The sequence below is a fragment of the Microbacterium phosphatis genome (genome assembly GCF_049177115.1).
Taxonomy (GTDB): Bacteria; Actinomycetota; Actinomycetes; order Actinomycetales; family Microbacteriaceae; genus Microbacterium; species Microbacterium phosphatis.
In genome coordinates, this window is record NZ_CP185370.1 from 121,037 (window position 1) to 146,735 (window position 25,699).

Sequence of the window (25,699 nt, forward strand, 5' to 3'; positions counted from 1 at the left end):
CGTCTTATTTGACACCGTCAAATAACCACAGATCCCGTCCGCCCGCAAGGGCTCGGCGCGGATTGCTTCACGCGGGAAAACAAGCGGCGGACCGGCCTCACCGAGGCCGGGGGATACCCTGGTTCGACCATGGGGATCTCGCGCCGCACCTTCCTCGTCGGTGCCGGAAGCGGCGCCGTCGCCGTTCTGCTCGCCGCCTGCACGCCCGAGCCGACGCCCCGGCCCACCACCGCCGCGCCCACACCGGTGCCCACCACGGCGGGGCCCGCCCCCACGGGGCCGACCGCCGCGCCGGCCGCCTTCGTGCGCTCGAGCTGGGCCACCGACCCGTACGCGCGCGGCGCGATGAGCTTCACCCCCGCGGGCGCCAGCCCCGCAGACCGCGAGACGCTCGCCCGCCCGGTCGAGGGCCGCGTCTTCCTCGCGGGCGAGGCCACGTCCGAGCGGCCCGGAACCCTCGACGGCGCCTTCGCCTCGGGCGAGCGGGTCGCCGAGCAGGTCGGGATCGCCGCGGCGAACGGCGAGCGGATCGCCGTCGTCGGCGCGGGCCTCGCCGGCGCGATCGCCGCCCGCCGCCTGGCCGATGCCGGCTTCGAGGTGACCGTCATCGAGGCGCGCGACCGCGTCGGCGGCCGCCTGCACACCGTCGCCGACGACGCGTGGCCGGTCCCGCCCCAGCTCGGCTCGTGGCTGTTCGGGCCCGACGACGACGCCGGCCTGCGCGCGCGCCTGACCGCGCACGACGTGGACACGGCGACGCTCGCGGACGAGGCGGCGCTGTCGCCCGACGGCGCCGTCGACGTCCCGACCGCGGCCCCGCTGGAGGCCGCCGTGGCGTGGGCCGCCCCGCGCCCCGCCGACCCGACGCTTCTCGATGCGCTGGCCGAATCGGGCGCCGACCCGGAGGATCCGGCGACCGCCGCCTTCCTGTCGCTGCTCGCGGCCACCACCGGCGCGGATGCCGCCGAGCAGTCCGCCTGGTTCCCGCCCGCCGCGCCCGAGGCCGACCTCGAGGCCGTCACCGGCGAGGTCGCGTCGCTGGTGACCACACCGCTCGGCGACCTCAAGCTGCTGCGCTCGACGACCGTCGTGGGCGTGGCCTACGACGACACGGGCGTCAGCCTGCGGCTGGGCACCGGCGAGGCGCTGTCGGTCGATCGCGTGGTGATCACCGTGCCGCTCGGTGTGCTCAAGGACGAGGGCATCGAGTTCGAGCCGGCCCTGCCGTTCTCGCACCGCGGCGCGATCGCGGCGCTGGGCATGGGCGACGTCGAGACCATCTGGCTGCGCTTCGACGAGCCCTTCTGGGAGACGGACGCCGCCCTCTGGCACGTCGTCGGCGGCGAGGCGACGATCCGCAGCTGGATCAACCTCCAGCCGTCCACGGGCGAGAGCATCCTCGTCGGCCGGGTCGGCGGCGAGGCCGCCCGGGCGTTCGCGAAGCTCTCGGACGACGACGCCGTCGCCCAGGCCCTCGCCTCGCTCGCGCCGTTCACCCCCGCGGCACGGTGACGCCCGATCGCACCCGCCGGTGGCGGCGCGTCGCGGCGCTCAGCTGGTGGCATCCCACCGTCACCGGCAGCTTCCGGCTGGCGATCGCGGGGCTGTGCGCGATCGCGCTCGTCCACCGCCTGTTCTGGGGCCTGGAGTCGAACACGATCGCGGGCGAGAACTTCCTCGCCTACCTGACGATGGAGTCGAACATCTTCTTCGTCATCGTCTGGACCATCTCGGCGTTCGACGCCTTCCACCGCATGACGGATCCGCCGTGGCTGGTGATGCTGCGCACCATCGCGCTCAGCTGGACGACCACCGCCGGCATCGTCTTCGGCTTCCTGGTCTGGCAGGCGGGCGAGCGCGCGATCCGGATCGACGTGCCCTGGTCCGACCAGCTGCTGCACTTCTTCCTCCCGGCGTTCGCGATCGTCGACTGGGCGTTCGCGGCGGGCCGTCGGCCCGCGCCGTGGAAGGTGGTGCCCATTGTCCTGGCCTTCCCCGTGATCTGGGGCGCCGTGACGATGTGGCGCGGATCGGTCATCGGCTGGTACCCGTACTACTTCCTCGATCTGCGTCAGGTGAGCGGTCCGGTCGAGTTCACCCTCACCACCGGTGCGGCGCTGGGCATCTTCGCGGTGGTGTCCGCCACGCTCGTCCTGCTCTCGCGCCGTCGCTTCGCCCGTCGCACGGCGAGGCCCCGGATCCCCGCGATGACGAGGGGATCCGGGGCCTGATCGCTCCGGCGGCGCTGCGCGGCGTCAGCCCTTCACGGCGCCGGCCATCACGCCCGCGACCAGCTGGCGGCCGGCGAAGACGAACACGATGAGCAGGGGGGCGGCGACGAGGAAGACGCCGGACATCACCAGCCCCGTGTCCGAGGTGAAGGCGCCCTTGAGCTGCGGCACCACCAGCGGCATGGTCAGCTGCGAGCGCATGACGACCGACGGCCAGAAGAAGCTGTTCCACGACCCGATGAAGGTGAACAGCGCGAGCGTGGCGGCCGCGGGGCGCGCCGCCGGCAGGGCGATCGACCAGAACGTGCGGAACATCGACGCCCCGTCGATCCGCGCCGCCTCGACGAGCTCGAACGGCAGGGCCTCCTGCAGGTACTGCGTCATCCAGAACACGCCGAACGCTCCGACGAGCCCGGGCACCGCGAGGGCCAGCAGCGAGTCGATCCAGCCGAACTCGTTCATCATGACGAACATCGGGATGGTGCCGATCGGGCTGACGATCGCCGAGCCGGACGACCTCATCGGCGCCGCCGGCGAGGCCGGCCTGCCGATCGTCATCGTGGATCCGGTCGACACCCGCCGCGAAGACCTGGTGAGCGTCGGGTCGAGCAACTGGGCCGGCTCACGCGCGATGGCCCAGCATCTCCTCGACCTCGGACACCGCAGGATCGCGTGGATCGGCGGGCCCGAGACGTCCGAGGCGGCGCGGGATCGCCTCTACGGCTACCAGGCGGCGCTGAACGCCGCCGGGCTCGCCGTCGACCCGTCGCTGATCCGATCCGGCGCCTTCGAGGTGGCCACCGGCACGCAGCACGCGAGAGAGCTGCTCGCGGGGCCCGACAGGCCGACGGCCATCATGGCGGCCGACGACGAGATCGCCGTGGGTGTGCTGGCGGCGGCGCACGAGCTCGGCATCCGCGTGCCGGACGAGCTGAGCGTCACGGGCTTCGACGACACCCCTCAGGCGGCGTGGACCACGCCCCCGCTCACCACCGTGCACCAGCACCTGGACGGCATGGGGGCGATCGCCGTGCAGACCGTGCTCGGGATGGTCGAGGGCCGCAGCCCCGCCTCGCGGCACCTCGACCTCGCGACCTCGCTGACGGTCCGCCGCAGCACGGCGGCGCGAAGCGGGCGCTGAGCGGCCTCAGCCCCTGTCGACGAAGTCGTACTCCTGGAAGTCGGCCACCTCGGTGAGCCAGCGCTCGGCCACGAACGCCTGGTGATCCGGATGGCGGTCGTACGCATGGTAGGCGGCCTGATCCTCGAACCGCATCGCGAACTGCCAGCGCTTGTCGCTCTTGGGGCTCACCTGCGCGCGCACCGTGAAGTCCTGGACCCCGGGGATCGCCGTCAGGATCCGCACCCCGTCGTCGAGGAAGCGCGCCTCCTCGGGGGATCCGGGGGCGTGGGCGAGGGTGAACACAACGGTGTGCAGCAGCGACATGCCGTCAGTCTCCCAGAGCGGGTCAGACGCGGCGCCAGTCGTCGCTCTCCAGCGCGGCGCCCGCCATCGGGCCCATCTGCAGCATGCCGCCGTCGACGGGCCAGCTGGCGCCCGTGACGTAGGACGACCCGGGGGAGGCGAGGAAGGCGATCACCGCGGCGATCTCGTCCGGCACACCCGGGCGGCCCAGCGGAATTCCCGGGCGGTGCGTGCTCGCGGCGTCGGCGGGGTCGATCCCGGTCATGGGGGTCGCGACGAGGCCCGGGGCCACCGCGTTCACCGTGATGCCGTGCTCGGCGAGCTCGATCGCCATGGTCTTCAGCAGCCCGCCCAGGCCGTGCTTGGCGGCGTCATAGGCCGAGGACCCCATCAGCGGCTGGTGCTCGTGCACGCTGGTGACGCCGATGATCCGCCCGCCGCGGCCCTCGGCCGCCATGCGCCGCGCGGCGCGCTGCAGCACCACGAAGGCCCCCTCCAGGTCGGTGACGACGACCTTGCGCCAGCTCTCGAGGTCGACCTCGAGGAACGGCACGGTGTCGCCCGTTCCGGCGTTGTTGACGAAGACGTCCACACCGCCGAGCTCATCGGCGAGGCCGTCGATGACGTCGCCGCACGCGGGGACGTCCGTCAGATCGAGCTGCGCGACGACGGCCCGCGCACCCTCGGCCTCGACGAGCCGGGCGGTCTCGCGCGCGCCCTCCTCGTCGGAGTGCCAGGTGATGCCCACGTCCAGGCCCGCGCGCGCCAGCGCGATGGCGGTGGCGCGGCCGATGCCCGAATCGGAGGCGGTGACGATGGCTGTCGACGGCTCGAAGGTGAGGGGAGTGGTCATCGGTTCGCTCATGCCGACAGTCCACCGGTCGCGCGCAGCGGGAAGAAGACCCTTGACAGTCGGCGGGGGCCCTGGCTTGATCCGGATCCCGCGCGTACAGTGTTGTGCGAGATGCGAACTTGTGTTCGCAGAGCGAACAACGGGAGGCCGGATGATCGACAAGACCGTCGCGAGCGTCGAGGACGCCGTGGCCGGCATCGAGGACGGCTCGACGATCATGATCGGCGGCTTCGGTCGCGCGGGTCAGCCCGTCGAGCTGATCGACGCGCTCATCGCGCACGGTGCGAGCGATCTGACCATCGTCAACAACAACGCCGGCAACGGCGACACGGGCCTTGCCGCGCTGCTGGCTGCCCGGCGCGTGCGCAGGATCATCTGCTCGTTCCCGCGCCAGAGCGACTCCTGGGTGTTCGACGGTCTCTACCGTGCGGGCGAGATCGAGCTCGAGCTGGTGCCGCAGGGCAACCTCGCCGAGCGGATCCGCGCCGCGGGGGCGGGCATCGGCGCCTTCTTCTCGCCCACGGGCGTGGGCACCCAGCTGGCCGAGGGCAAGGAGGAGCGCGAGATCGACGGGCGCCGCTACGTCCTCGAGTACCCGATCCGGGCCGACTACGCGCTCGTCAGCGCCCTGAAGGGCGACCGCTGGGGCAACCTGGTCTACCGCGAGACCGCGCGCAACTTCGGCCCGATCATGGCCACCGCCGCCGCGACGACCATCGTCCAGGTCGACGAGGTGGTCGAGCTCGGGGCGCTCGATCCCGAGGCCGTCGTCACCCCCGGCATCTTCGTGAACCGCGTCGTCCCCGTCGGATCCCGCCGCTGGCTGCGCGACGGGGAGTTCGTCGGCGGCGTCGACATCGAGGGCCGCCCGATCGCCGAGGAGGCGTCCGCATGAGCACCATCACCCGCGACGAGCTCGCCGCGCGCATCGCCGCCGACATCCCCGAGGGCGCGTACGTGAACCTCGGCATCGGCGCCCCGACGCTGGTCGCCAACTTCCTGCCCGCCGACCAGGAGATCATCCTCCACACCGAGAACGGCCTGCTGGGCATGGGCGAGGCGCCCGAGCCCGGCCGCATCGATCCGGATCTCATCAACGCGGGCAAGCAGCCCGTCACCGCCCAGGCGGGGGCCGCGTACTTCCATCACGCCGACTCGTTCGCGATGATGCGAGGCGGTCACCTCGATGTGTGCGTGCTCGGCGCCTTCCAGGTCTCGCAGGCGGGCGACCTCGCCAACTGGTCGACCGGGGCGCCCGGCGCGATCCCGGCCGTGGGCGGGGCGATGGACCTCGCGATCGGCGCCAAGGACGTCTTCGTCATGACGGATCTGCTCACCAAGCAGGGGGAGTCGAAGCTCGTCGCCGAGTGCACCTATCCGCTCACCGGCGTCGGCTGCGTCACCCGCGTCTACACCGATCACGCGGTGTTCGACATCGTGGAGGGCCGCTTCCGCGTCCGCGAGCTCTTCGGCGACAACACCGTCGAGGGCCTGGCGCAGCTCACGGGGCTCGCGCTCGCCGCCGGCTGAGCGGCCCCACTCCTCATCCCCTCACGAGCCGCACCATCCGGGAGGCACACCATGACCAGCACCTTCATCTACGACGCCATCCGCACCCCGTTCGGCCGCGCGGGAGGGGCGCTCTCCGGCGTCCGCCCCGACGACCTCGCCGCCGTGGTGATGCGGGCGATCGTGGAGCGCACCGGCCTGGATCCCGCGCTCATCGAGGACGTGATCTTCGGCGACGCCAACCAGGCCGGCGAAGACAACCGCAACGTGGCGCGCTTCGGGGCCCTGCTGGCGGGCTTCCCCGTGACGGTGCCCGGCACCACGATCAACCGGCTCTGCGGATCCTCCCTCGATGCCGTGATCCAGGGATCGCGCGCCATCGAGGCGGGCGATCACCGCGTCGTCCTGGCCGGAGGTGTCGAGTCGATGAGCCGCGCGCCGTTCGTCGTCGAGAAGTCCTCGAAGCCCTGGCCCGCCGTCGGCAACCAGACGATGTGGAACACCTCGATCGGCTGGCGCATGGTGAACCCGGCGCTGCCGGAGGAGTGGACGATCTCGAACGGGCAGTCGGCCGAGAAGCTCGCGCAGGTCTACGGCATCTCGCGCGAGGACCAGGATCGCTTCGCCGTGCGCTCGCACACGCTCGCGGCCGAGGCGTGGGCGTCCGGGGCCTATGACGCCGAGATCGTGCAGGTGCCCGGGGCCGAGCTGGCGCGGGACGAGGGGATCCGCGACGGATCGACGGTCGAGAAGCTCGCGACGCTCAAGGCGCTCTTCGCCGCCGACGGCACGGTCACGGCAGGCAACTCGTCCTCGATCAACGACGGCGCCTCGGCGGTGCTGCTCGGCGCCGAGGGGGCCATCGACGGCGAGCCCCTCGCGCGCATCGCGGGGCGCGGGGTGCACGGCAACGAGCCGGATCTGTTCGGCGTCGCGCCCGTCGAGGCCGCCAACAAGGCCCTCGCCCGCGCGGGGCGGACGTGGGCCGACGTCGACGTGGTCGAGCTGAACGAGGCGTTCGCGTCGCAGAGCCTCGCGTGCATCCGGCAGTGGGACATCGACCCCGAGAAGGTCAACGTCCACGGCGGGGCGCTCGCGATCGGCCACCCGCTCGGAGCGTCCGGCGGTCGCGTCATCGCGCACGCGGCCCACGAGCTCGCCCGCCGGGGCGGCGGCGTCGCGGTCGCCACCCTCTGCATCGGCGTCGGCCAGGGCCTCGCGGTGGTGCTCGAGCGGTGACCCTCCCGGCCCCCACGCGTTGACTAGTCTTCGGCGGGACTACTGGTCCCGCCTGGACTAGTGATCCCGCGGGAGACTAGTCAACGCCGAGAGGGCGACCGCCCACGACCAGACCGGAGGGGTCCTGTGACCGAGTTCGTCCAGTCCTTCGCGCGCGGGCTGGCGGTGATCCGCGCCTTCGATCAGGATCACCCGCGCCTCACGCTGAGCGAGGTGGCGGCCAGGGCCGAGCTCACCCGCGCCGCCGCGCGCCGGTTCCTGCTCACCCTGGAGCACCTTGGGTACGTGCGCAGCCACGGCCGCGACTTCGCCCTGACGCCGCGGGTGCTCGAGCTGGGCTTCAGCTACCTCTCCGCGCTGTCGCTGCCCGAGATCGTGCAGCCGCACCTCGAGCGCCTGTCGCACGAGGTCGACGAGAGCGTCTCGGCCGCCGTCCTCGACGGATCCGACATCGTCTACGTCGCGCGCGTGCCCGTCCGCCGGATCCTGAGCGTGGGGATCCTGATCGGCACCCGCTTCCCGGCGGCCGACACGAGCATGGGCCGGGTGCTGCTGGCCGCCGAGGGCGACCCGGCCTACGCCGACATCGCCGCCCGGGGCTGGGCGATCGTCGAGGCCGGCCTCGAGCCCGGGCTGCGCTCGGTCGCCGCCCCGCTGCACGGGCGCGACGGGCGGGTGATCGCCGCGGTAAACATCCCCACGTCCTCGACCCTCGTGCCCCTCGAGACGCTGCACGAGGTGCACCTCCCCGCGCTGCTGCGCACGACCGCCGCGATCGACGCCGAGCTGCGGCACGTCTGACCGGGCGGGGTCGCTTCCGGTCAGAACACGCCGCGGCGCCCGACCCGGTCGCGGCGTTTCCTGACCACCAGCGCCGGCCAGCGCGGCCAGCACACCCCGGCCGGATGCCCGGGGGTCAGGATCGGGGGCCCTCCGGCACCGAGGCGTGCTCGACGTGCGGGTGGCGCGGGATCAGCAGCGCCAGCACGCACGCGGCCGCGGCGGCGAACGCGCCGAGCCAGAAGCAGAGCTCGAACGCCTGCGTCGAGGGCACGGCGACGCCGTCGAACTCGACGGTGAGCGAGGCGAGCACCGCGGCCATCACGGCCGATGCCGCCGACGTGCCGAGCGAGCGGAAGAGCGCGTTGATGCCGTTCGAGGCGCCCGTCTCGTGCGAGGGCACCGACCGCATGATGAGCATCGGCATGGCGGCGAACGAGAACCCGACCCCGACCCCGACCCCGACGATGATGTTGGCCACGAAGAGCTGCCAGACCTCGGTCTTCCACAGCAGCATGAACACGTAGGCGACGGCGACGGATCCGGTGCCGAAGGCGAGCATAAAACGCCCGCCGAGCGTGCGCTCCAGCCACCCCGACAGCGGCGAGATGATGAGCATCACGAGACCCGACGGCATCACCACGAGCGAGGTGATGAACATCGTCTGGCCGAGCCCGGCGCCCGATCCCGCCGGCAGCTCGAGCAGCTGCGGGATCGTCACGTTCGTGCCGAACAGGGCGAAGCCCATGCCGATCGCGGCGAGGTTCGTGAACAGCACCGCGGGCCGTGCGGCGACGCGCAGGTCGAGCAGCGGCTCGGCCGTGCGCAGCTGATACCAGCCCCACAGGAGCAGGATCGCGACGCCGCCGAGGCCGGATCCGAGGGTCACGGGCGAGAACCAGCCCCAGTCCGCCCCGCGCGACACGGCCAGCAGCACGCCGACCAGGCCGGCGGCGAGGCCGACGGCGCCCACGAAGTCGAAGCGCCCGCGCGTGCGCAGCGTGCTGGGCGGCACGAACAGCGCCACGAGTACAAAGGCCGCGACCCCGAGGGCGAGGGCGAGCCAGAACAGCAGGTGCCAGTCGAGGTGCTCGACGATGAGCGCGCTGGCCGGCAGGCCGATGGCGCCGCCGACGCCCATGGTCGCGCTCATCAGCGCCACCGCCGTGCTCAGCCGCGCCGGCGGCAGCACGTCGCGCATGATGGCGATTCCGAGCGGGATCACGCCGGTCGTCGCCCCCTGCAGGGCGCGCCCCAGGATCACGCCGCCGATGCCGCTCGCCAGGGCCGCCACCAGGGATCCCAGGATCAGCAGGCCGATCAGCACCAGCACGATCCTGCGCTTGCCGTACATGTCGCCCAGCCGGCCCGAGATCGGCGTCGCGCACGCGGCCACCAGCAGCGTGATCGTCACGACCCACGCGGTGTCGGCGCGGTCGGCATGCAGCAGGTGCGGCAGCTCGGCCTGGATCGGCACAACGAGGGTGAACATGTAGGCCGAGCACAGGCCCGTGAACGCCAGCACGCCGACCGTCAGCCACCTCGGCGTCGAGTGGGTGAGGCTGCGTCTGCTGTCTCGTCCACTCATCCGTCCACGCTAACCGCGCGGGAGAGCGGCGGGATCGGAATGTCGGGATCCGAGGGGATTGCTGACGCGAGCGGGCCGGATCCGGGCAGACTAGCCCCATGCGAACCATCCGCGATCTCGACACCGTCGAGCTCATCATCAAGGCCCAGGATCTGTTCGATGAGCTCCGCCGCTCGGAGCGCACCATCGACGCCGGCACGCTGCGCGCGCTGCAGCAGTCGGGCAACTACGTTGTGGGCCTGTTCGACAGCGAGGGCGACGACGAGGTGATGGTCGGCGCGTCCATCGCGTTCTTCGGGCAGCCGGCGCGTCGCACGATGCACTCCCACATCACCGCCCTGCTGCCCGAGTACCGCGGCCGCGGCTGGGGGCGCGAGCTCAAGGAGCACCAGCGCCAGTGGGCGTTCTCGCGCGAGGTCGGCAACATCACGTGGACGTTCGATCCGCTCGTCGCCCGGAACGCGCACTTCTTCCTCACCGTGCTCGGCGCGCGTGCCACGGCGTACGTCGAGAACCAGTACGGCATCTTCGGCGGAGGCGACGCGGGCGATGAGAGCGACCGCCTCGACGTCGAGTGGGCCCTGGCCGACATCGCGAGGCCCCCGGCCGAGGACGCCGTGGTCGCGACCGTCGAGATCCCGAGCGACATCGAGTCGCTCCGCGCCTCGGACCCCGGCGCCGCCCACGAATGGCGCCTGAAGCTGCGGGCGGACATGGCGCAGCAGCTCGCGCAGGGGCTGCGCATCGCGGGCTTCGACGCGGCGCGCGGGTACCTCTTCGTCCGGGCCTGACCGCCCCGCGCGCGCCGGGCCGGGGTTCCGGCACACTCGTCACATGAGCGCACTCGACCCCGCCTGGATCCCGCACCGCCGTGGTCTCGACCGCGAGCTCGTCGGCTGGATCCGCCCCGAGGGCGACGAGTGGGTGGCGGTCGACCTGTTCGGGGCCGACGTCAGCGCGCCGCTCGACTGGGTCGAGGCGGAGGACGCGCTCGAGGCCCGGGGGCTGGGGTGGCTCGCCGAGCCGTACGTGCTCGAGCGGGAGGGGCGGGATCCGATCCGGGTGCGGGTCGTGGACGTCTCGCCGGCGACGCCCGAGGGGCCCGGCCGCGTGACGGTGAAGACCGAGGACTGGGGCGCGATCGACGTGCCCCATGACCTGCACGAGCTGCCGTGGCCGCCGCTCGGGCTGCGGGCGCTGCGGCCCGGCGAGGGGCATTCCCCCTGGGGCTGAGGGCCGCAGCGCCAGAGCGCCCCTCACATCCGCCCTGGAGGTCGCCGCTAGGCTCGCGGGCATGCCCCTCGTCCTCGTCACCGGAGCCGCGCGCGCGAACTCGATCGGGGCGGGCATCGTCCCGCGGCTGCAGGCCGACGGCTGGGACGTGGTCACGAGCGAGCTGGGCACCGGCGACTACCCGTGCGACCTGTCCAGCCCCACCGAGCCCACCGCGCTGATCGAGCGGATCGCGGCCGAGCGCGGCCCGCTGTCGGCGATGGTGCTCAGCCACGCGCACGACATCGAGTCGGGCATCCTCGACACCACGGCCGAGAGCTTCGATCTGCACGTGGCCGTCAACGCCCGTGCCACGCTGCTGATGATCGCGGCCTTCGCGCGGCAGGTCAGCGCGGACGGCGGCGCGATCGTCGCGTTCACCAGCGACCACACCACGGGCAACCTGCCCTACGGATCCTCCAAGGGCGCGCTCGATCGCATCGTGATCTCGGCCGCGCGCGAGCTCGGCCCGCGCGGCATCTCGGCGAACGTGGTCAACCCCGGCCCCATCGACACCGGATGGATGGACGACGAGACGCGCGAGGCGCTCCTCGCCGCGCAGCCCCTCGGCCGCGCCGGCACCCCGCGCGACATCGCGGGCGTGACGTCGTTCCTGCTCTCGGAGGCGGGGCGCTGGGTGAGCGGCCAGCTGCTCCACGTCGACGGCGGCTTCAGCGCCCGGTTCTGACCTCTCGGGCGCTTCGCCCGCTGCCGGTGATCGTGGGGGAGCGGCGCGCCTAGAATCGTTGTATCCGCGCGCGTGTCCGCTCGCGCGCATGCTCATCCGATCCTCCCGACCATTGGAGCCACCGTGGCCGAACCCTCCCGCCTCGACAAGGTCATCAGCCTCGCCCGCCACCGCGGGTTCGTCTTCCAGGCGGGAGAGATCTACGGCGGATCCCGCTCGGCATGGGATTACGGGCCCCTGGGCACGGAGCTCAAGGAGAACATCCGCCGCCAGTGGTGGCAGACGTTCGTGCGCGGGCGCGGCGACATGGTCGGCCTCGACTCGTCGATCATCCTGCCCTCGAAGGTGTGGGAGGCCTCGGGCCACGTCGCCACCTTCAGCGACCCGCTGGTCGAGTGCCTGCAGTGCCACAAGCGTCACCGCGAGGATCACCTCATCGAGGCGTTCGCCGAGAAGAAGGGCCGCCAGCCCGAGAACGGCATGGCCGACATCGCCTGCCCCGACTGCGGCACCCGCGGCCAGTGGACCGAGCCGAAGTCCTTCTCGGGCCTCGTGAAGACGTTCCTCGGTGTCGTCGACGACGAGTCGTCGCTGTTCTACCTGCGCCCCGAGACGGCCCAGGGCATCTTCGTGAACTTCGCGAACGTGCTCACCGCCTCGCGCAAGAAGCCGCCGTTCGGCGTCGGCCAGGTCGGCAAGGCGTTCCGCAACGAGATCACGCCCGGCAACTTCATCTTCCGCACCCGCGAGTTCGAGCAGATGGAGATCGAGTTCTTCGTGCCGCCGGCCGAGGCCGCCGAGTGGTTCGAGCACTGGGTCGAGGCCTGCTGGGCCTGGTTCATCGACCTCGGCATCGACCCGCAGAACATGCGCAAGCTGGACATCCCCGACGGCGAGCGCGCGCACTACTCGGATCGCACGATCGACGTCGAGTACGACTTCGGCTTCCCGGGCAAGGGCTGGGGCGAGCTCATGGGCATCGCCAACCGCACCGACTTCGACCTGACGAACCACATCGAGGCCTCGGGCAGCAAGCTCGAGTACTTCGACCAGGCCTCGGGTGAGAAGTACGTGCCCTATGTCATCGAGCCCTCGTTCGGCCTCACCCGCTCGATGATGGCCTTCCTCATCGACGCGTACGAGGAGGAGGAGGTGCCCAACGCCAAGGGCGGCACCGACACCCGCACCGTGCTGCGCCTCGACCCGCGCCTGGCGCCGGTCAAGGTCGCCGTCCTGCCGCTCTCGCGCAACGAGCGCCTCTCGCCGCTGGCTCGCGAGGTCGCCGACGAGCTGCGCGCGCAGTGGAACGTCGACTTCGACGACGCCGGCGCCATCGGCCGCCGCTACCGTCGCCAGGACGAGATCGGCACGCCGCTGTGCGTCACGATCGACTTCGACTCGCTCGACGACCGCGCCGTCACGGTCCGCGACCGCGACACGATGGCCCAGGAGCGCGTGCCGCTCGAGGGCCTTCGCGCGTACCTCTCGGAGCGCCTCCGCGGCGCCTGACACGCGACACCGCGAGAGCCGGGCCCGCTGGGGTCCGGCTCTCGCTGTGTCTGGCCCTCGTGGGCGTGCGGCTGGCGCTCCGCTCAGCTGGCCAGCACGCGCTCCAGCAGGTCGCGCGTCCGCTCGGCGATCTCGGGGAAGCTCGCCCCGGGCGCGCCCATCTCGGTGCCGATGTAGCGGAAGACGCCGCTGAGCAGGTGGGTGATCAGGATCGCCTCGTCGCGCCGGCGCGCGGCGGGTGCGGTCGGGGAGGCGTGCTCGAGGCGCAGCTCGATGATCTCCCGCAGCTCGTTCTCCATCGCCGTGATGCGCGCGATCTGGCGACTCAGCAGCGTCGTCGAGCTGGCGATGACCTTCATCCGCTGCTCGATGTTGGGCGCGTCGCTCGGCGGGAGCGAGATCAGCGCGATGGCGTCGATCAGGATCGGCCCGGTCGAGATGACGAAGCGGCGCGCCGCGCGCTCGTCGATCCCGGGGTGCTCCTGTCCGAGGAGCGCGTCGTCCTTCGTCGGGAAGTGGTTGAAGAAGGTGCGCTGGCTGATGCCGGCGACCTCGCAGATCATGTCGACGGTGACCTGCGCGTAGCCGTGCTCGAGGACGAGCTCGAGCGCCGCGCGCTCGATGGCCGCGGTCGTGGCGGCCGCGCGTCCCGTGGGATGCGGCATCCGTGCTCCTTCGGGGCGTCGTCCTCGCGAGGCGAGAGCGCGGGGTCGCGCTCCTCCGACCCTACGACGGGGAGCTGACTGCAGGTTATGCACGTATAGTTGCAGTGACTGCACATCACGACTTCAGCCAGGAGACCCATGTCCACCTCCGTCGCAGATGCCCCGCTGCTGCTCACGCAGCGCAGGATCTGGATCATCTTCAGCGCCCTCATCGCGGGCATGCTGCTCTCGAGCCTCGACCAGACGATCGTCTCGACCGCCATGCCGACGATCGTGGGCCAGCTCGGCGGCGTCGAGCACCAGGTCTGGATCACGACGGCCTATCTGCTGGCGACTACCATCGTGATGCCGATCTACGGCAAGCTCGGCGATGTCTTCGGTCGCCGCTGGCTGTTCCTCATCGCGATCGGGCTGTTCACGCTCGCGTCCGTGGGCTGCGCCTTCGCCGGCGACTTCTGGTCGTTCGTGGTGTTCCGCGCGATGCAGGGGCTCGGCGGCGGAGGGCTGATGATCCTGTCGCAGGCGATCATCGCCGACGTTGTGCCCGCGAAGGACCGCGGCAAGTACATGGGCCCGATGGGCGCGGTCTTCGGCCTCTCGGCCGTGGCCGGCCCCCTCCTCGGCGGGTACTTCGTCGACCACCTCACCTGGCAGTGGGCGTTCTACATCAACATCCCTATCGGCATCATCGCCTTCGTGATCGGCGTGTTCGCCCTGACGCTGCCGACCCATCGCGCGAAGCACCGCATCGACGTGCTCGGCATCGTGCTGCTGTCGGCCGCGACGACCTGCCTCATCTTCTTCACCGACTTCGGCGGGGATGCCGCCGACCACGGCTGGGACTCGCCGGCCACGTGGGCCTGGGGCGCGGGCATGCTCATCGCGGCGGCGCTGTTCGTCCTCGTCGAGTCGCGCGCGACCGATCCGATCATCCCCCTCTCGCTGTTCCGCAACCGGATCTTCCTGAACACCACGGGCATCGGGTTCGTGCTCGGCATCGCGATGTTCGCCGCGATCGGGTTCATGCCGACCTTCCTGCAGATGGCGTCGGGCACCTCGGCCGCCGACTCGGGCCTGCTGATGATCCCGATGATGGTCGGACTCATGGGCACCTCGATCGCGTCGGGCGTGGCCGTCTCGCGCACCGGGCGGTACCGGGCCTACCCGATCCTCGGCATCGTGATCGCGATCGTGGCCCTGCTCGGGATGACCACGCTCGCCGCCGACACCCCGATCTGGCTGATCTGCGCGTACCTGTTCGTCTTCGGCGCGGGCCTCGGTCTCGTGATGCAGATCATCGTCCTGGTGGCGCAGAACTCGGTGCCGCCGAACGAGATCGGCACGGCGACCAGCACGAACAACTACTTCCGCGAGGTGGGATCCTCGCTCGGCGTCGCCGTGTTCGGCACGCTGTTCACCACGCGCCTGACCGAGCGCCTCACCGACGTCTTCGCGGGCGCGGGCGCCTCTCCCGAGGCCGCGGCCGACGCGACGGCGTCGATCGACCCGGGGCTGCTGAGCACGCTGCCCGAGCCGGTGCGCGACGCCATCGTCACCGCCTACGCCGAGTCGCTGGCGCCCGTGTTCTGGTACATCATCCCGTTCATGGCCGTCGGCCTGCTGCTGGCGTTCTTCATCAAGCAGATCCCGCTGGTGGGCGACTCGGGCCTGGTGGCCCGGGGTGAGGCCATCGCGGGAGACGAGGCCGAGCGGCTCGAGGCGCAGCTGCGCCGCGCCTGACCTCCCCTGACGGCGGCCCGAGCCCTGCGGGGTCCGGGCCGCCGTGCTTTATATCGCTGAGGGCCGAAGGGTTCGCCCGCCCCCCATAAGCTGAGATCCCCGGGGAGGGGTGTCCTTTCCGCGCCCGAACGGATCCTCGATGTCGATGCCCCTCGCCTTCTCGCCCCTGTCGAATCGGGGTCCCCGTCTCTCCGACCTCGCTTTCGAGAGGATCGCCGAGGCGATCGTCGACGGCACCCTGGAACCCGGCGTCGTGCTGCGCGATCACGAGCTCGCCAGTCAGCTCGGCGTCTCGCGGATGCCGGTCCGCGAGGCCCTGCAGCGCCTCGAGCGCGCCGGCCTCGTCGAGACAGCGGCCTCGCGCTTCACCCGCGTCACGGTGTTCACCGACCGGCGGATCGCGGACGGCGTCGAGTACGCAGGGCTCCTGTACGGCGGCGGGGTGCAGATGGCGCTGCGCCGGATGGACGACGCGATGCACGAGCGGCTGATCGGCCTCGTCCACGCTCTGTGCGATGCCACCTCCGACGAGGAGGTGTTCGACACCGGCCTCGCGGCGCTCGTCTTCGCCCTCGACCACACCGGCAACGAGGTCATGGACCGCCGCCGCGACGTGCACTATCTGCTCGCCCGCCTCAAGAACGTGGTGTCACCCGGGCAGTTCGCCGAGAGCTTCCGCGAACAGCGCGAGGCGCTGCGCGACGCCGTCGTCGCGCGCGATGCGGGCGCGGCGGAGACCGCCGTCCGCCGGATGCACGGGATCTGCTGAGACCGGGCGCGAGGGTCAGGCCCCTTCCGCGGCCCCCGGATCCCGCTGCTTCCGGGCCGCGGCCTTCGCCTCCCGCTTCGTCTCGCGCACAAGCGCCAGCGACTCGGGGCTCGTGATGTCGGCGACGGAGCGGTGCGCGCCCTCCTCGCCGTACGGCCCCGCCGCCTCGCGCCAGCCGGATCCCGTGAAGCCGCACTGCTTGCCGAGCAGGGCGAGGAAGATGCGCGCCTTCTGGTCGCCGAATCCGGGTAGGGCCTTCAGGCGCGCGAGCACCTCCGCACCGTCGGGCTCGCCGCGGGTCCAGAGCGCGCGGGCGTCGCCGTCCCAGTCGTCCACCAGCGTGCGGCACAGGGTGCGCACGCGCTCCGCCATCGACCCGGGGAAGCGGTGCACGGCCGGCGTCTGGCGGAACACCTCGAGGAGCGCGTCGGGGTCGTAGTCGGCGATCGTCTCCGCGTCGACGGATCCGATCCGCTGCCGGATCTTCTCGGGGCCGGTGAAGGCGGTCTCCATCGCGATCTGCTGATCGAGGAGCATGCCGATCAGCAGGGCGAGCGGGTTGTCGGTGAGCAGCGCGTCGGCGTCGGCGTCGCCGGTGATCGAGAGGGCCATGGCTCCATCATCGCGCGCCGGGCGCGCATCCACCCGGCCCCGGTGGGAGCGAGGGTGGGGCGTCAGCGCAGCGCGACGGCGCCGGTGACGGGGCAGGACACCTCGACCGGGGCGGGCTCGACGGTGCCGGCGGGCAGCGTCGGGCGGGCGTCGACGCCGAACAGCGTCTCGATCGCCGCGAAGACCTCCTCCGCGCGATCCTGCATCGCGTAGTCGGCGGCGCGGGTCGTGGGGGTGTGCAGCAGCATGCCGACGAGGTGGCGCAGCGCCGCCTCCGACTCGGGGTGCCGCGCGATCTCGTTCTCGAGCAGGCCGAACGCGTGCTCGCGCAGCGCGATGATCGCCGGCTGCGCGCCGCGGCTGCGACGCACGTCGACGAAGCGCGCCGCCGCGTCCTTGACCATCGCGCGGGCGGCGTCGGTGGCCTGCAGCTCCTCGAGGGGTGCGTGCACGCGGATCGTCTCGAGGTCGAGCAGGGTGACACCGGGGACGTCGGCGACGGCCGCGTCGACGTTGCGGGGCAGGCCCAGGTCGATGACGAACAGCGGCTTCGCCAGACCGGCGATGGTGTCGGGGGTGACGACCGGCTCTTCCGAGTTCGTGCAGGTGATGAGGATGTCGCTCTGCGTCGCCGCGGCGACGAGGTCGGCGCGGGTGACGTGCGCGATGCCGTACTTCTCGCCGAACATCTTGCCGCGACCCGAGGTCGAGTAGACGGTGATGTCGGTGACGCCGCGGTCGCGCAGCGCGGCGATGGTCGCGGCGGCGTACATGCCGGTCCCGAACAGCAGCACCTTCTGCGTGGTCCAGTCGGCGAGGCGGCTGTCGGTCAGCTCGAGCGCGAGGCGCACGAGCGACCGGCCGGCGCGGCCGAGCGCCGTGGCGTTCTTCACGGCCTTCTGCGTCTCGGTGGCGCGCTGGAACATGCGCTCGAGGTCGCTGGTCGTGGTGCCCTGCTGGCGGGCGTCGGCGAGCGCACGGCGCACCTGGCCGCCGATCTCGCCCTCGCCGATGACGACCGACTCGAGGCCGGCCGCGACGGCGAACAGGTGCTCGGCGGCCTTGCCGTCGGTCTTGACGGCGTAGCGGCCGGCGAACTCGTCGGCGTCGAGGCCCGAGGCCTCGCGCATCGCCTCCGCGATCAGCGCGGCGCTGTCGGCCGACTCGGTCTCGACGTACGCCTCGATGCGGTTGCAGGTCGACAGCACCACCACACCCTCGACCGAGGGCGCGATGAGCGGCGCGATCTTGTCGGCGCCGGGCGCGGAGAGCTGCTCCAGGACGTCGAAGGGCGCAGTCTTATGACTCGCGGTGACACACAGCAGCACACAGGGATTCTACGCCGCGTCGAAGTGCGGGGTCTGAACCCCCGCTGGGTGCTCGTGACGGATCCTTCGACGTCGAGATTCCGCGGATCCGGGCGATCCGCGCGATCCGTCGTCCCACGGTTTTCCGAGGGGGCGGCGTGGTGAGATGGATCCATGCCCGACGCCAACGCCCCGCTGCTGCGCGCTCTCCGCGGTGACCGCCCCGAGACCGCCCCGATCTGGTTCATGCGTCAGGCGGGTCGCTCGCTGCCGGAGTACCGCGAGCTGCGGGTCGGGACGCACATGCTCGACGCATGCCTGACGCCCGATCTGGCGGCCGAGATCACGCTGCAGCCGGTGCGCCGCCACGGCGTCGATGCGGGCATCTTCTTCAGCGACATCGTTGTGCCGCTGCGCCTGGCGGGTGTCGAGGTCGAGATCGAGCCCGGTCGCGGCCCGGTGTTCGCCTCGCCCATCCGCACCGCCTCCGACGTCGCGCGCATCACGGGCATCGACCCCGCCGAGGTCGCCGCCGCCGCCGAGCCCGTGCGCGAGGCCGTGCGCCTCACGGTCGCCGAGCTCGACCAGAGCGGCCGCCCGCTGATCGGCTTCGCCGGCGCCCCGTTCACCCTCGCCGCCTACCTCGTCGAGGGCGGCCCGTCCAAGGAGCACCTGCGCGCCCGCGCCATGATGCAGGCCGACCCCGAGTCGTGGCACCGCCTGGCCGGCTGGCTGTCGGGGGTCTCGCGCGCGTTCCTCGGCGCGCAGATCGAGGCGGGCGCCGCCGCCGTGCAGCTGTTCGACTCATGGGCGGGGTCGCTGCGGCCGGACGTGTACCGCGAGTACGTGCAGCCGCACTCGGCCGCGGCCGTGCGGGATCTGCCGGTCGACGTGATCCACTTCGGCGTGGGCACCGGCCCGTTCCTCGGCGACATGCGCCTGGACGGCGCCGCGTCGGCCGTGGGCGTCGACTGGCGCCTGCCGCTGGATGAGGCCGCCGCGACCGTCGGGCCCGACGTCACGCTGCAGGGGAACATCGACCCGGCGCTGCTCGGCGCCCCGTGGGAGGTGCTCGAGGCGCACGTCCGCGACGTCGTCGAGCGGGGCCGCGCGGCGCGCGCCCACATCGTGAACCTGGGCCATGGCGTGCCGCCGGATGCGGATCCGGCCGTCCTGACCCGCATCGTCGAGCTCGTCCACTCGCTCTGAGGCGACGGGCGAGGCGGAGCAGGCGACGAGGGAGCGGGAAGAGATGCCGGTGGAAGAGCTGCACGAGAAGGCCGCGGCCACGCGTGTCGCCGTCGTCGGCGGGGGCATCGGCGGCCTCGTCGCCGCGCGCGAGTTCGCCAAGCTCGGCATGTCCGTCACCCTGCTCGAGGCGGGCGACGCCCTCGGGGGCGCGATCCGCTCGGGCGAGGTCGACGGCATCGGGCTCGACCTCGGCGCCGAGAGCTTCGCGACCCGCGGGGGCCACGTGCGCACGCTGGTCGACGAGCTCGGCCTCGCCGACGCCGTCGTCGAGCCCCATCGCGGGGGAGCCTGGGTCGCCGGCCTGCCCGGCGGCAAGGCCGCGCCGCTGCCGCAGGGCGGCATCCTCGGCATCCCCGCGAACCCGTTCGCCGAGGACGTCGTGCGGGTCATCGGCTGGGGCGGCGCCTGGCGCGCGTACCTCGACCGCCTGCGCCCGCCGCTGACCATCGGCCACGCCGCCTCTCTCGGCAAGCTGGTGCGCTCGCGCCTCGGATCGGCGGTGCTCGACCGCCTCGTCGCCCCCGTCACGAGCGGGGTGTACTCGGCGCGGCCCGACGACATCGACCCGGACATCGCGGCCCCTGGCCTGAACGCGGCGCTCACTCGCGTCGGATCGCTCACCGGCGCCGTCGCCGAGCTGGTGGCGGCCCGCCCGGGCGGAGCGGCCGCCGGCAAGGCGCCCGGAGCGGCCGTGCTCGGGCTCGAGGGCGGCATGATCCGCCTGGTCGATGCGCTGGCCGCGTCGCTGCGCGAGCTCGGCGTCGAGATCCGCCTCGGCTCGCCGCTCTCGTCTCTGGCCCGCGAGGGATCCGGATGGGTGCTGTCGGCGGGCGAGCACCGCTTCGAGGCCGACGCCGTGCTCGTCGCCACCGAGGAGACCGCCGCGCGCCGCCTGCTGGCTCCGCACGTGGAGGGCCTCCCGCCCGAGGCCGCGGCCCCCGGGCCCGTGGTGCACGTCGTCACCCTGATGCTCGACGCGCCCATGCTCGACGACGCGCCCCGCGGCACGGGCGTGCTGACGGTGCCCGGGTCGTTCACGGCGAAGGCGCTGACGCACGCCACCGTGAAGTGGGGCTGGGTGCGCGAGGCCGCGGCCGGACGCCACGTCGTGCGCGTGTCCTTCGGCGCCCAGGGCGAGCCCCCGGCGACCGACGGCCTGGCCGACGAGGCCGTCGCGGCCCTCGCCGTCGAGCAGGCGGCGCTGATGCTCGGCGTCCCGCTCACCCGCGACCAGCTGCGCGGCTTCGCGATCGAGCGCTTCGCCCAGTCGCAGCCCGCCGCCACCATCGGGCTCCGCGAGGAGACCGCCCGCACCCGCGCCGCGATCCGCTCCGTGCCCGGGCTCGGCGCCACCGGGGCGTGGCTCGCCGGCACCGGCCTGGCGCAGGTCGTGCCGGACGCGATCGCCGAGGCCGACCGCCTGCGGCGCGCGGTGCTCTTCCCCGAGGGGAAGACGTTCTAGCGGGCCTTCCTGCCCACCGCAACCGGGATGCCGTTTTCGGAATACGGCGCTAGCGTGGTCAGCACAACCATGGGATCGCGCTCGAGCGGTCCGAGGCGTATGCGTCAGCGACGTGAGGAGAAACCCATGCGGGGCAAGTTGGGACTCGTTATCGGCCTCGGGGCGGGCTACGTGCTGGGAAGCCGTGCCGGCCGTGAGCGCTACGAGCAGATCAAGACCCAGGCGCTCAAGGTCTGGAACCTCGACCCGGTGCAGGAGCAGGTCGGCAAGGTCAAGGACATCGCCACCTCCAGCGCGCTCGCGCTGCCGCGCACCGTCTGGAGCGCCGGCGTCGGCGTCTACAAGGCGGTCAGCCGGCAGCCCACGCCGGGCTCCAAGCTCGACGCCGGGCTGAAGGCCGCCAAGGAGTCCGCCGACGACGTGAAGAAGGCCGCCGAGGCCGACGTCTCGAAGGTGGCCGACTCCTGATGGCCGTGCGCTCGCCATTGCGCGATCGCGCCGACGACAGCCTGCTGACCCTCGCGCAGGACGTCCCGCAGCTGGTCAAGAACCTCGTCGTCGCCGAGTTCAACGCGATCAAGGGCTGGGCCGTCAAGACCGCCAAGGACGCGGGCATCGGCACGGGCCTGATGTTCGTGGCGCTGTTCTTCATCGCGTGGGTCGTCCCGATGTTCCTGGCCTTCCTCACCGCGCTGCTCTCGCTGTGGCTTCCGGTGTGGGCGGCCGCGCTCATCGTCATGGGAGTCGGGGTCATCCTCGCCATCGCAGCGGGCGCCGCCGGACTGGTCTTCTACAAGAAGATCGGCAAGCGCGAGAGCCCGATCCAGGCCGCCAAGACCGACGTGCAGATCGTGAAGGATGTCGCGAATGAGTTCTGAGAGCGTGTACAGCAGCCAGACGCCGAACACCGTGGTGCCCAGCGGCATCACGGATCCGGTGGCCCTCGCCCGCGCCGAGCTCGCGGCCGCCCTGGCCGCCATCGAGTACAAGGCGAACATCCCCGCGCGTGCGTCCGAGAAGCTGCAGGAAGGCGCGGTCAAGGCCCGCGCCTTCGCCGAGCGCGAGCCCGTCCCGGCGCTCGCCGCCGCCGTCGGTGTCGCCCTTGCGGTCGGCACCGCGATCTGGGGGATCGCCCGCCTCATCGCGCGCTGATCCCGCCGCTCTTTCGACATCGAGAGGCCGCCCCGAAACGAGACCTCCTCGTGATCGGGGCGGTTTTGCCTTACCCGGACCCGGGGGGAGGATGGACCCATGGCTGACTCGCACCACAGCACTCCCGACGCGTCCGCAGAGACCGAGATCCTCGGCGACAACTACAGCCTCTGGGCGGTGTGGCGCCGCGACCCGGCCCGCCCCGTCGGAGCGGCCGACGACGTCGAGCTCGAGAACATCGTCACGTTCCTGGCAGAGGGCGGTGTGACCGTCCGCGGCTTCTACGACGTCTCCGGCCTGCGTGCCGACGCCGACCTCATGGTGTGGGTCCACGGGCCCGTCGCCGAGGACCTGCAGAAGGCGATCCGTCGCCTGCGTCGCACCAGCCTGCTGGCGAACCTGCTGCCGACCTGGAACGCCATGGCCGTCCACCGCGACGCCGAGTTCAACAAGCGTCACGTCCCCGGCTACATGCGCGGCATCCCCGCCAAGGGCTGGCTCACCATCTACCCCTTCGTGCGCAGCTACGAGTGGTACCTGCTGCCCGAGGAGGAGCGCAGCGCCATGCTGCGCGACCACGGCATGAAGGGCGCCGCCTTCCGCGACGTCACCGCGAACACCATGGCCTCGTTCGCCCTCGGCGACTACGAGTGGATGCTGCCCATGGAGGCCGACAAGCTCACCGACCTCGTCGACATGATGCGCGACCTGCGCTACACCGAGGCGCGCCGCCACGTGCGCGAGGAGGTCCCCTTCTTCACGGGCCGCCGCGTCGAGATCGCCGAGATCGCCGAGATCCTGTCGTGAGCTCGGCCGTCCCGATCCGCCTCGGCACGAGGCGCAGCGCGCTGGCGATGACCCAGTCAGGTCACGTCGCCCGCGCCCTCGAGGAGGTGTCGGGACGCCCCGTCGAGCTCGTCGAGATCGTCTCCGAGGGCGACACCAACCGCGGATCGCTGTCGCAGCTGGGCGGGACGGGCGTCTTCGCGACGCGCCTGCGCGAGTCGCTCCTGGCCGGCGAGTGCGATCTGCTGGTGCACTCGCTGAAGGATCTGCCCACCGCGCAGCCCGACGGCTTCGTGATCGCCGCCAACCCGCCCCGCGCCGATGCCCGCGACGTGATCATCACGCGCGACGGCACGCGGCTCGAGGACCTCCCCGAGGGGTCGATCATCGGCACCGGATCGCCGCGCCGCATCGCGCAGGTCCTGCGGGTCCGCCCGGATCTCGCGATCCACGACCTCCGCGGAAACGTCGACTCGCGCATGCAGCGGGTGACCGATGGCGAACTGACCGCGATCGTGCTGGCCGCCGCCGGCCTCGACCGCCTCGGCCCCGAGACCCCGCTCATCTACGAGCAGCGCGACCTGGACGCCTGGCCCACGGCCGCGGGCCAGGGTGCGCTCGCCGTCGAGACGCGCGCCGACGCCGATCCCGAGCTCCTCGACGCGCTCTCCCGGCTGGACGACGCCCCCACGCGATTCGCCGTGACCGTCGAGCGCGCGGTGCTCGCGGGCATCGAGGCGGGGTGCCACGCCCCGGTCGGTGTGCACGCCCGTTTCGTCGGCGATCAGCTGCAGGTGAGGGCCGCCGTCTACGGTCTTGCCGGTGAGCGGGCCATCGAAGAGGTGGTGTCCGAGACCGTGTCCATCGACACGCCCGGTGAGGGGTATATTCGTCGGCAGGGCAGCGGCAACGAAGCGGATGCTGCCGACGGCGTGGATCAGATCGACCATGCGCGCGATATCGGCCACGGTATCGCTCGTCGGCTGCTCGAACGTGGGGCGGCCGACCTCGTATCCCGAGAGTCCTCCCTATGAATTCAGCTCACACGTCTCGCCCGGAGAAGCCCCTGACCGGTTGGCGCGTCCTCGTGCCGCGCGGCGGTCCCTGGGGCGACAGCGTCGCGGCCACCCTGCGCTCGCAGGGCGCCGTCCCCGTCATCGCGCCGATGATCAACTTCGCGCCCGCCGATGACACCGCCACGCTCGAGGCGGCCATCGCCGACCTCGCCGCCGGCGAGTTCGACTGGCTCACCCTCACCAGCGCGACCACCGTCGACGTGCTCTCGGCCTACCAGGCCAAGATCCCCGACGCCACGAAGGTCGCCGCCGTCGGCGAGACCACGGCCGCCGCGCTCAGCGCCGCGGGCTACCGCGTCGACCTCGTGCCGGACACCGACAACTCGGCCGCGGGCGTCGCCCAGCAGCTCAACGCGCTCGAGCCGGCGCCGCGCCGGATCCTGGCCCTGCGCAGCGCGATCGCGAAGCCCATCCTCTCGGTCATGCTGGCCGAGGCCGGTCACGACGTCCGCAGCGTCGTCGCGTACCGCACCATCGGCGTGCCGGCCAAGGAGAACGTCGTCCGCGACGTGACCTCGGGCCGGATCAACGCGATCCTCGTGACGTCCGGATCGGTCGCCGAGCAGGTCCGCGAGCAGTTCACGAACATCGCCGAGTCGACGGTCATCGCCGCCATCGGCCCGCGCACCGCGCACGACGCCGATCTGATCCACCTGCCGATCCAGCTGATCGCGCCGGAGCAGACCGTCGAGTCGCTGATCTCGGCGCTCGCGTCGATCCCGGTGCCGGAGCCCTCGGAGGAGGCGCTCGCCGTGCCCACCACCGGCCCGACCGGCATCATCTCGCAGGGCCGCTGATGAGCTTCCCCACCCACCGCCCGCGTCGGCTGCGCCAGTCGGCCGCCGTGCGGCGGCTGGTCCGCGAGACCCATCTTGTGCCGTCGCAGCTCGTGCTCCCGATGTTCGTGCGCGAGGGCATCACCGAGCCCGCCGACATCTCGTCGATGCCCGGCGTGCGCCAGCACACGCTCGACTCGCTGCGCCGCGCCGCCGTCAAGGCCGCGGAGGCCGGTGTCGGCGGAGTCATGCTCTTCGGCGTGCCCGCCGTCCGCGACGAGCAGGGTTCGGGCGCCACCGACCCCGAGGGCATCCTGAACGTCGCGACCACCGCGCTCGCGGCCGAGGTCGGTGACGCGCTCGTGGTGCAGACCGACCTGTGCCTCGACGAGTTCACGAGCCACGGCCACTGCGGTGTGCTCGCCGCCGACGGCACGGTCGACAACGACGCGACGCTCGAGCGCTACGCGGCGATGGGCGTCGCCCAGGCGCGGGCCGGATCGCAGCTGCTCGGCCTGTCGGGGATGATGGACGGCCAGGTCGCCGCCGTGCGCGAGGCGCTCGATGACGAGGGCTTCACGAACACCCTGATCCTCGCCTACTCGGCCAAGTACGCGGGAGCCTTCTACGGCCCCTTCCGGGAGGCCGTCGACTCGCAGCTCACCGGCGACCGCCGCCAGTACCAGATGGACCCCGGCAACGGCCGCGAGGGCATCAAGGAGGCGCTGCTCGACGTCGAGGAGGGCGCCGACGTCGTGATGGTCAAGCCGGCGCTGCCGTACCTCGACGTGCTCGCCGACGTGCGCGCCTCCGTCGACGTGCCGGTCTGGGCCTACCAGGTCTCGGGCGAGTACTCGATGGTCGAGGCCGCCGCCGCGAACGGCTGGATCGACCGCCGCGGCGCCATCCTCGAGTCGCTGCTCTCGATCCGTCGCGCCGGCGCCGACGCGATCCTGTCGTACTGGGCCGTCGAGGCGGCGGGCTGGCTGCGCGAGCAGCTCTAGCCCT

At 72.2% G+C, this 25,699-nt stretch carries 28 protein-coding genes and 1 pseudogene; 22 read left to right on the plus strand and 7 right to left on the minus strand.

The window, feature by feature from the left end:
• The first annotated feature begins 129 nt into the window (after positions 1 to 129).
• On the plus strand, positions 130 to 1,512 hold the full coding sequence (locus ACOKGD_RS00535; protein ID WP_342336074.1) for a flavin monoamine oxidase family protein: 1,383 nt from the start codon (positions 130 to 132) through the stop codon (positions 1,510 to 1,512).
• Entirely contained in the window at positions 1,509 to 2,231 is a 723-nt protein-coding gene (locus ACOKGD_RS00540) for a Pr6Pr family membrane protein (protein WP_342336075.1), read from the plus strand. The genes ACOKGD_RS00535 and ACOKGD_RS00540 overlap by 4 nt, the downstream gene beginning before the upstream one ends.
• 24 nt (positions 2,232 to 2,255) lie before the next feature.
• Here ACOKGD_RS00540 and ACOKGD_RS00545 read toward each other — a convergent pair whose 3' ends face one another.
• Complete coding sequence (locus ACOKGD_RS00545) at positions 2,256 to 2,696, minus strand: carbohydrate ABC transporter permease (RefSeq protein ID WP_342336076.1); 441 nt, start codon at positions 2,694 to 2,696, stop codon at positions 2,256 to 2,258.
• Here ACOKGD_RS00545 and ACOKGD_RS00550 point away from each other — a divergent pair.
• Positions 2,695 to 3,372 (plus strand): substrate-binding domain-containing protein, encoded by a 678-nt coding sequence (locus ACOKGD_RS00550; RefSeq protein WP_342336077.1) that lies wholly within the window; start codon positions 2,695 to 2,697, stop codon positions 3,370 to 3,372. The genes ACOKGD_RS00545 and ACOKGD_RS00550 overlap by 2 nt on opposite strands.
• Positions 3,373 to 3,378: 6 nt before the next feature.
• On the opposite strand, the gene ACOKGD_RS00555 is transcribed toward ACOKGD_RS00550, so the two are convergent.
• Entirely contained in the window at positions 3,379 to 3,678 is a 300-nt protein-coding gene (locus tag ACOKGD_RS00555; protein WP_342336079.1) for a Dabb family protein, read from the minus strand.
• A gap of 22 nt (positions 3,679 to 3,700) precedes the next feature.
• Positions 3,701 to 4,522: an SDR family oxidoreductase gene (locus ACOKGD_RS00560; RefSeq protein ID WP_342336080.1), complete on the minus strand. Its 822-nt coding sequence runs from the start codon at positions 4,520 to 4,522 to the stop codon at positions 3,701 to 3,703.
• 139 nt (positions 4,523 to 4,661) lie between these two features.
• Here ACOKGD_RS00560 and ACOKGD_RS00565 point away from each other — a divergent pair, with 139 nt between their 5' ends.
• The 4 genes from ACOKGD_RS00565 to ACOKGD_RS00580 all read left to right on the plus strand — a co-directional run bounded on the left by ACOKGD_RS00565 (position 4,662) and on the right by ACOKGD_RS00580 (position 8,059).
• On the plus strand, positions 4,662 to 5,405 hold the full coding sequence (locus tag ACOKGD_RS00565; protein WP_342336082.1) for a 3-oxoacid CoA-transferase subunit A: 744 nt from the start codon (positions 4,662 to 4,664) through the stop codon (positions 5,403 to 5,405).
• A complete protein-coding gene (locus ACOKGD_RS00570; protein WP_342336083.1) occupies positions 5,402 to 6,040 on the plus strand; it encodes a 3-oxoacid CoA-transferase subunit B in 639 nt (212 codons plus the stop codon). The genes ACOKGD_RS00565 and ACOKGD_RS00570 overlap by 4 nt, the downstream gene beginning before the upstream one ends.
• Positions 6,041 to 6,091: 51 nt before the next feature.
• Positions 6,092 to 7,258, plus strand: coding sequence for a thiolase family protein (locus tag ACOKGD_RS00575; protein ID WP_342336085.1), 1,167 nt, complete (start codon positions 6,092 to 6,094; stop codon positions 7,256 to 7,258).
• Between the two features lie 126 nt (positions 7,259 to 7,384).
• Positions 7,385 to 8,059, plus strand: a complete 675-nt coding sequence (locus ACOKGD_RS00580) for an IclR family transcriptional regulator domain-containing protein (RefSeq protein ID WP_342336086.1) — start codon at positions 7,385 to 7,387, stop codon at positions 8,057 to 8,059.
• Between the two features lie 115 nt (positions 8,060 to 8,174).
• Here the strand turns inward: ACOKGD_RS00580 and ACOKGD_RS00585 are convergent, their stop codons facing one another.
• Entirely contained in the window at positions 8,175 to 9,626 is a 1,452-nt protein-coding gene (locus ACOKGD_RS00585) for an MFS transporter (RefSeq protein ID WP_342336087.1), read from the minus strand.
• A 98-nt stretch (positions 9,627 to 9,724) separates the two neighbouring features.
• On the opposite strand from ACOKGD_RS00585, the gene ACOKGD_RS00590 reads away from it, so the two are divergent.
• The 4 genes from ACOKGD_RS00590 (at position 9,725) to ACOKGD_RS00605 (ending at position 13,095) form a co-directional block, all read left to right on the plus strand.
• The gene (locus ACOKGD_RS00590) at positions 9,725 to 10,417 is read left to right on the plus strand and encodes a GNAT family N-acetyltransferase (RefSeq protein ID WP_342336088.1); all 693 of its coding nucleotides are present in this window, start codon (positions 9,725 to 9,727) and stop codon (positions 10,415 to 10,417) included.
• Between the two features lie 43 nt (positions 10,418 to 10,460).
• The gene (locus ACOKGD_RS00595) at positions 10,461 to 10,859 is read left to right on the plus strand and encodes a hypothetical protein (RefSeq protein WP_342336090.1); all 399 of its coding nucleotides are present in this window, start codon (positions 10,461 to 10,463) and stop codon (positions 10,857 to 10,859) included.
• A gap of 61 nt (positions 10,860 to 10,920) precedes the next feature.
• Positions 10,921 to 11,586, plus strand: coding sequence for an SDR family oxidoreductase (locus tag ACOKGD_RS00600; RefSeq protein ID WP_342336091.1), 666 nt, complete (start codon positions 10,921 to 10,923; stop codon positions 11,584 to 11,586).
• Between the two features lie 123 nt (positions 11,587 to 11,709).
• Positions 11,710 to 13,095: a glycine--tRNA ligase gene (locus tag ACOKGD_RS00605; RefSeq protein WP_342336093.1), complete on the plus strand. Its 1,386-nt coding sequence runs from the start codon at positions 11,710 to 11,712 to the stop codon at positions 13,093 to 13,095.
• 83 nt (positions 13,096 to 13,178) lie between these two features.
• Here the strand turns inward: ACOKGD_RS00605 and ACOKGD_RS00610 are convergent, their stop codons facing one another.
• Positions 13,179 to 13,760, minus strand: coding sequence for a TetR/AcrR family transcriptional regulator (locus tag ACOKGD_RS00610; protein ID WP_342336094.1), 582 nt, complete (start codon positions 13,758 to 13,760; stop codon positions 13,179 to 13,181).
• Between the two features lie 138 nt (positions 13,761 to 13,898).
• On the opposite strand from ACOKGD_RS00610, the gene ACOKGD_RS00615 reads away from it, so the two are divergent.
• Positions 13,899 to 15,500 carry an MDR family MFS transporter gene (locus ACOKGD_RS00615; RefSeq protein WP_342336096.1) on the plus strand — a complete coding sequence of 534 codons (1,602 nt, stop codon included), beginning with the start codon at positions 13,899 to 13,901 and terminating at the stop codon, positions 15,498 to 15,500.
• A 139-nt stretch (positions 15,501 to 15,639) separates the two neighbouring features.
• Complete coding sequence (locus ACOKGD_RS00620) at positions 15,640 to 16,269, plus strand: GntR family transcriptional regulator (RefSeq protein ID WP_342336097.1); 630 nt, start codon at positions 15,640 to 15,642, stop codon at positions 16,267 to 16,269.
• A gap of 15 nt (positions 16,270 to 16,284) precedes the next feature.
• Here the strand turns inward: ACOKGD_RS00620 and ACOKGD_RS00625 are convergent, their stop codons facing one another.
• Positions 16,285 to 16,881, minus strand: coding sequence for an HhH-GPD-type base excision DNA repair protein (locus ACOKGD_RS00625; RefSeq protein ID WP_342336098.1), 597 nt, complete (start codon positions 16,879 to 16,881; stop codon positions 16,285 to 16,287).
• Between the two features lie 62 nt (positions 16,882 to 16,943).
• Positions 16,944 to 18,209, minus strand: a complete 1,266-nt coding sequence (locus tag ACOKGD_RS00630; protein ID WP_342336099.1) for a glutamyl-tRNA reductase — start codon at positions 18,207 to 18,209, stop codon at positions 16,944 to 16,946.
• 153 nt (positions 18,210 to 18,362) lie between these two features.
• Between ACOKGD_RS00630 and hemE the strand changes: the two genes are divergently transcribed.
• The 9 genes and pseudogenes from hemE (at position 18,363) to hemB (ending at position 25,695) form a co-directional block, all read left to right on the plus strand.
• Positions 18,363 to 19,397, plus strand: a complete 1,035-nt coding sequence (gene hemE, locus ACOKGD_RS00635; RefSeq protein WP_342336101.1) for a uroporphyrinogen decarboxylase — start codon at positions 18,363 to 18,365, stop codon at positions 19,395 to 19,397.
• A gap of 40 nt (positions 19,398 to 19,437) precedes the next feature.
• A pseudogene (gene hemG, locus ACOKGD_RS00640) lies at positions 19,438 to 20,901 on the plus strand (protoporphyrinogen oxidase); the annotation flags it as partial.
• Positions 20,902 to 21,027: 126 nt separating this feature from the next.
• Positions 21,028 to 21,369 (plus strand): hypothetical protein, encoded by a 342-nt coding sequence (locus ACOKGD_RS00645; RefSeq protein ID WP_342336103.1) that lies wholly within the window; start codon positions 21,028 to 21,030, stop codon positions 21,367 to 21,369.
• A complete protein-coding gene (locus tag ACOKGD_RS00650) occupies positions 21,369 to 21,779 on the plus strand; it encodes a phage holin family protein (protein WP_342336104.1) in 411 nt (136 codons plus the stop codon). The genes ACOKGD_RS00645 and ACOKGD_RS00650 overlap by 1 nt, the downstream gene beginning before the upstream one ends.
• A complete protein-coding gene (locus ACOKGD_RS00655) occupies positions 21,769 to 22,053 on the plus strand; it encodes a hypothetical protein (RefSeq protein ID WP_342336105.1) in 285 nt (94 codons plus the stop codon). The genes ACOKGD_RS00650 and ACOKGD_RS00655 overlap by 11 nt, the downstream gene beginning before the upstream one ends.
• A gap of 99 nt (positions 22,054 to 22,152) precedes the next feature.
• Positions 22,153 to 22,860 (plus strand): hydrogen peroxide-dependent heme synthase, encoded by a 708-nt coding sequence (hemQ, locus tag ACOKGD_RS00660; protein WP_342336106.1) that lies wholly within the window; start codon positions 22,153 to 22,155, stop codon positions 22,858 to 22,860.
• Positions 22,857 to 23,873 (plus strand): hydroxymethylbilane synthase, encoded by a 1,017-nt coding sequence (gene hemC, locus ACOKGD_RS00665; protein ID WP_342336107.1) that lies wholly within the window; start codon positions 22,857 to 22,859, stop codon positions 23,871 to 23,873. The genes hemQ and hemC overlap by 4 nt, the downstream gene beginning before the upstream one ends.
• Positions 23,870 to 24,712: a uroporphyrinogen-III synthase gene (locus tag ACOKGD_RS00670; RefSeq protein WP_342336109.1), complete on the plus strand. Its 843-nt coding sequence runs from the start codon at positions 23,870 to 23,872 to the stop codon at positions 24,710 to 24,712. Before hemC ends, ACOKGD_RS00670 begins: the two co-directional genes overlap by 4 nt.
• Positions 24,712 to 25,695, plus strand: a complete 984-nt coding sequence (gene hemB, locus ACOKGD_RS00675; RefSeq protein ID WP_342336110.1) for a porphobilinogen synthase — start codon at positions 24,712 to 24,714, stop codon at positions 25,693 to 25,695. The genes ACOKGD_RS00670 and hemB overlap by 1 nt, the downstream gene beginning before the upstream one ends.
• The last annotated feature ends 4 nt before the right edge of the window (positions 25,696 to 25,699 follow it).

Coding starts and splice junctions, on each gene's coding strand:
- ACOKGD_RS00535 (WP_342336074.1), top strand. CDS start 130: ATGGGGATCTCGCGCCGCACCTTCCTCGTCGGTGCCGGAAGCGGCGCC.
- ACOKGD_RS00550 (WP_342336077.1), top strand. CDS start 2,695: ATGACGAACATCGGGATGGTGCCGATCGGGCTGACGATCGCCGAGCCG.
- ACOKGD_RS00545 (WP_342336076.1), bottom strand. CDS start 2,696: ATGATGAACGAGTTCGGCTGGATCGACTCGCTGCTGGCCCTCGCGGTG.
- ACOKGD_RS00555 (WP_342336079.1), bottom strand. CDS start 3,678: ATGTCGCTGCTGCACACCGTTGTGTTCACCCTCGCCCACGCCCCCGGA.
- ACOKGD_RS00560 (WP_342336080.1), bottom strand. CDS start 4,522: ATGAGCGAACCGATGACCACTCCCCTCACCTTCGAGCCGTCGACAGCC.
- ACOKGD_RS00565 (WP_342336082.1), top strand. CDS start 4,662: ATGATCGACAAGACCGTCGCGAGCGTCGAGGACGCCGTGGCCGGCATC.
- ACOKGD_RS00570 (WP_342336083.1), top strand. CDS start 5,402: ATGAGCACCATCACCCGCGACGAGCTCGCCGCGCGCATCGCCGCCGAC.
- ACOKGD_RS00575 (WP_342336085.1), top strand. CDS start 6,092: ATGACCAGCACCTTCATCTACGACGCCATCCGCACCCCGTTCGGCCGC.
- ACOKGD_RS00585 (WP_342336087.1), bottom strand. CDS start 9,626: ATGAGTGGACGAGACAGCAGACGCAGCCTCACCCACTCGACGCCGAGG.
- ACOKGD_RS00590 (WP_342336088.1), top strand. CDS start 9,725: ATGCGAACCATCCGCGATCTCGACACCGTCGAGCTCATCATCAAGGCC.
- ACOKGD_RS00595 (WP_342336090.1), top strand. CDS start 10,461: ATGAGCGCACTCGACCCCGCCTGGATCCCGCACCGCCGTGGTCTCGAC.
- ACOKGD_RS00600 (WP_342336091.1), top strand. CDS start 10,921: ATGCCCCTCGTCCTCGTCACCGGAGCCGCGCGCGCGAACTCGATCGGG.
- ACOKGD_RS00610 (WP_342336094.1), bottom strand. CDS start 13,760: ATGCCGCATCCCACGGGACGCGCGGCCGCCACGACCGCGGCCATCGAG.
- ACOKGD_RS00615 (WP_342336096.1), top strand. CDS start 13,899: ATGTCCACCTCCGTCGCAGATGCCCCGCTGCTGCTCACGCAGCGCAGG.
- ACOKGD_RS00620 (WP_342336097.1), top strand. CDS start 15,640: ATGTCGATGCCCCTCGCCTTCTCGCCCCTGTCGAATCGGGGTCCCCGT.
- ACOKGD_RS00625 (WP_342336098.1), bottom strand. CDS start 16,881: ATGGCCCTCTCGATCACCGGCGACGCCGACGCCGACGCGCTGCTCACC.
- hemE (WP_342336101.1), top strand. CDS start 18,363: ATGCCCGACGCCAACGCCCCGCTGCTGCGCGCTCTCCGCGGTGACCGC.
- ACOKGD_RS00645 (WP_342336103.1), top strand. CDS start 21,028: ATGCGGGGCAAGTTGGGACTCGTTATCGGCCTCGGGGCGGGCTACGTG.
- ACOKGD_RS00650 (WP_342336104.1), top strand. CDS start 21,369: ATGGCCGTGCGCTCGCCATTGCGCGATCGCGCCGACGACAGCCTGCTG.
- ACOKGD_RS00655 (WP_342336105.1), top strand. CDS start 21,769: ATGAGTTCTGAGAGCGTGTACAGCAGCCAGACGCCGAACACCGTGGTG.
- hemQ (WP_342336106.1), top strand. CDS start 22,153: ATGGCTGACTCGCACCACAGCACTCCCGACGCGTCCGCAGAGACCGAG.
- ACOKGD_RS00670 (WP_342336109.1), top strand. CDS start 23,870: ATGAATTCAGCTCACACGTCTCGCCCGGAGAAGCCCCTGACCGGTTGG.
- hemB (WP_342336110.1), top strand. CDS start 24,712: ATGAGCTTCCCCACCCACCGCCCGCGTCGGCTGCGCCAGTCGGCCGCC.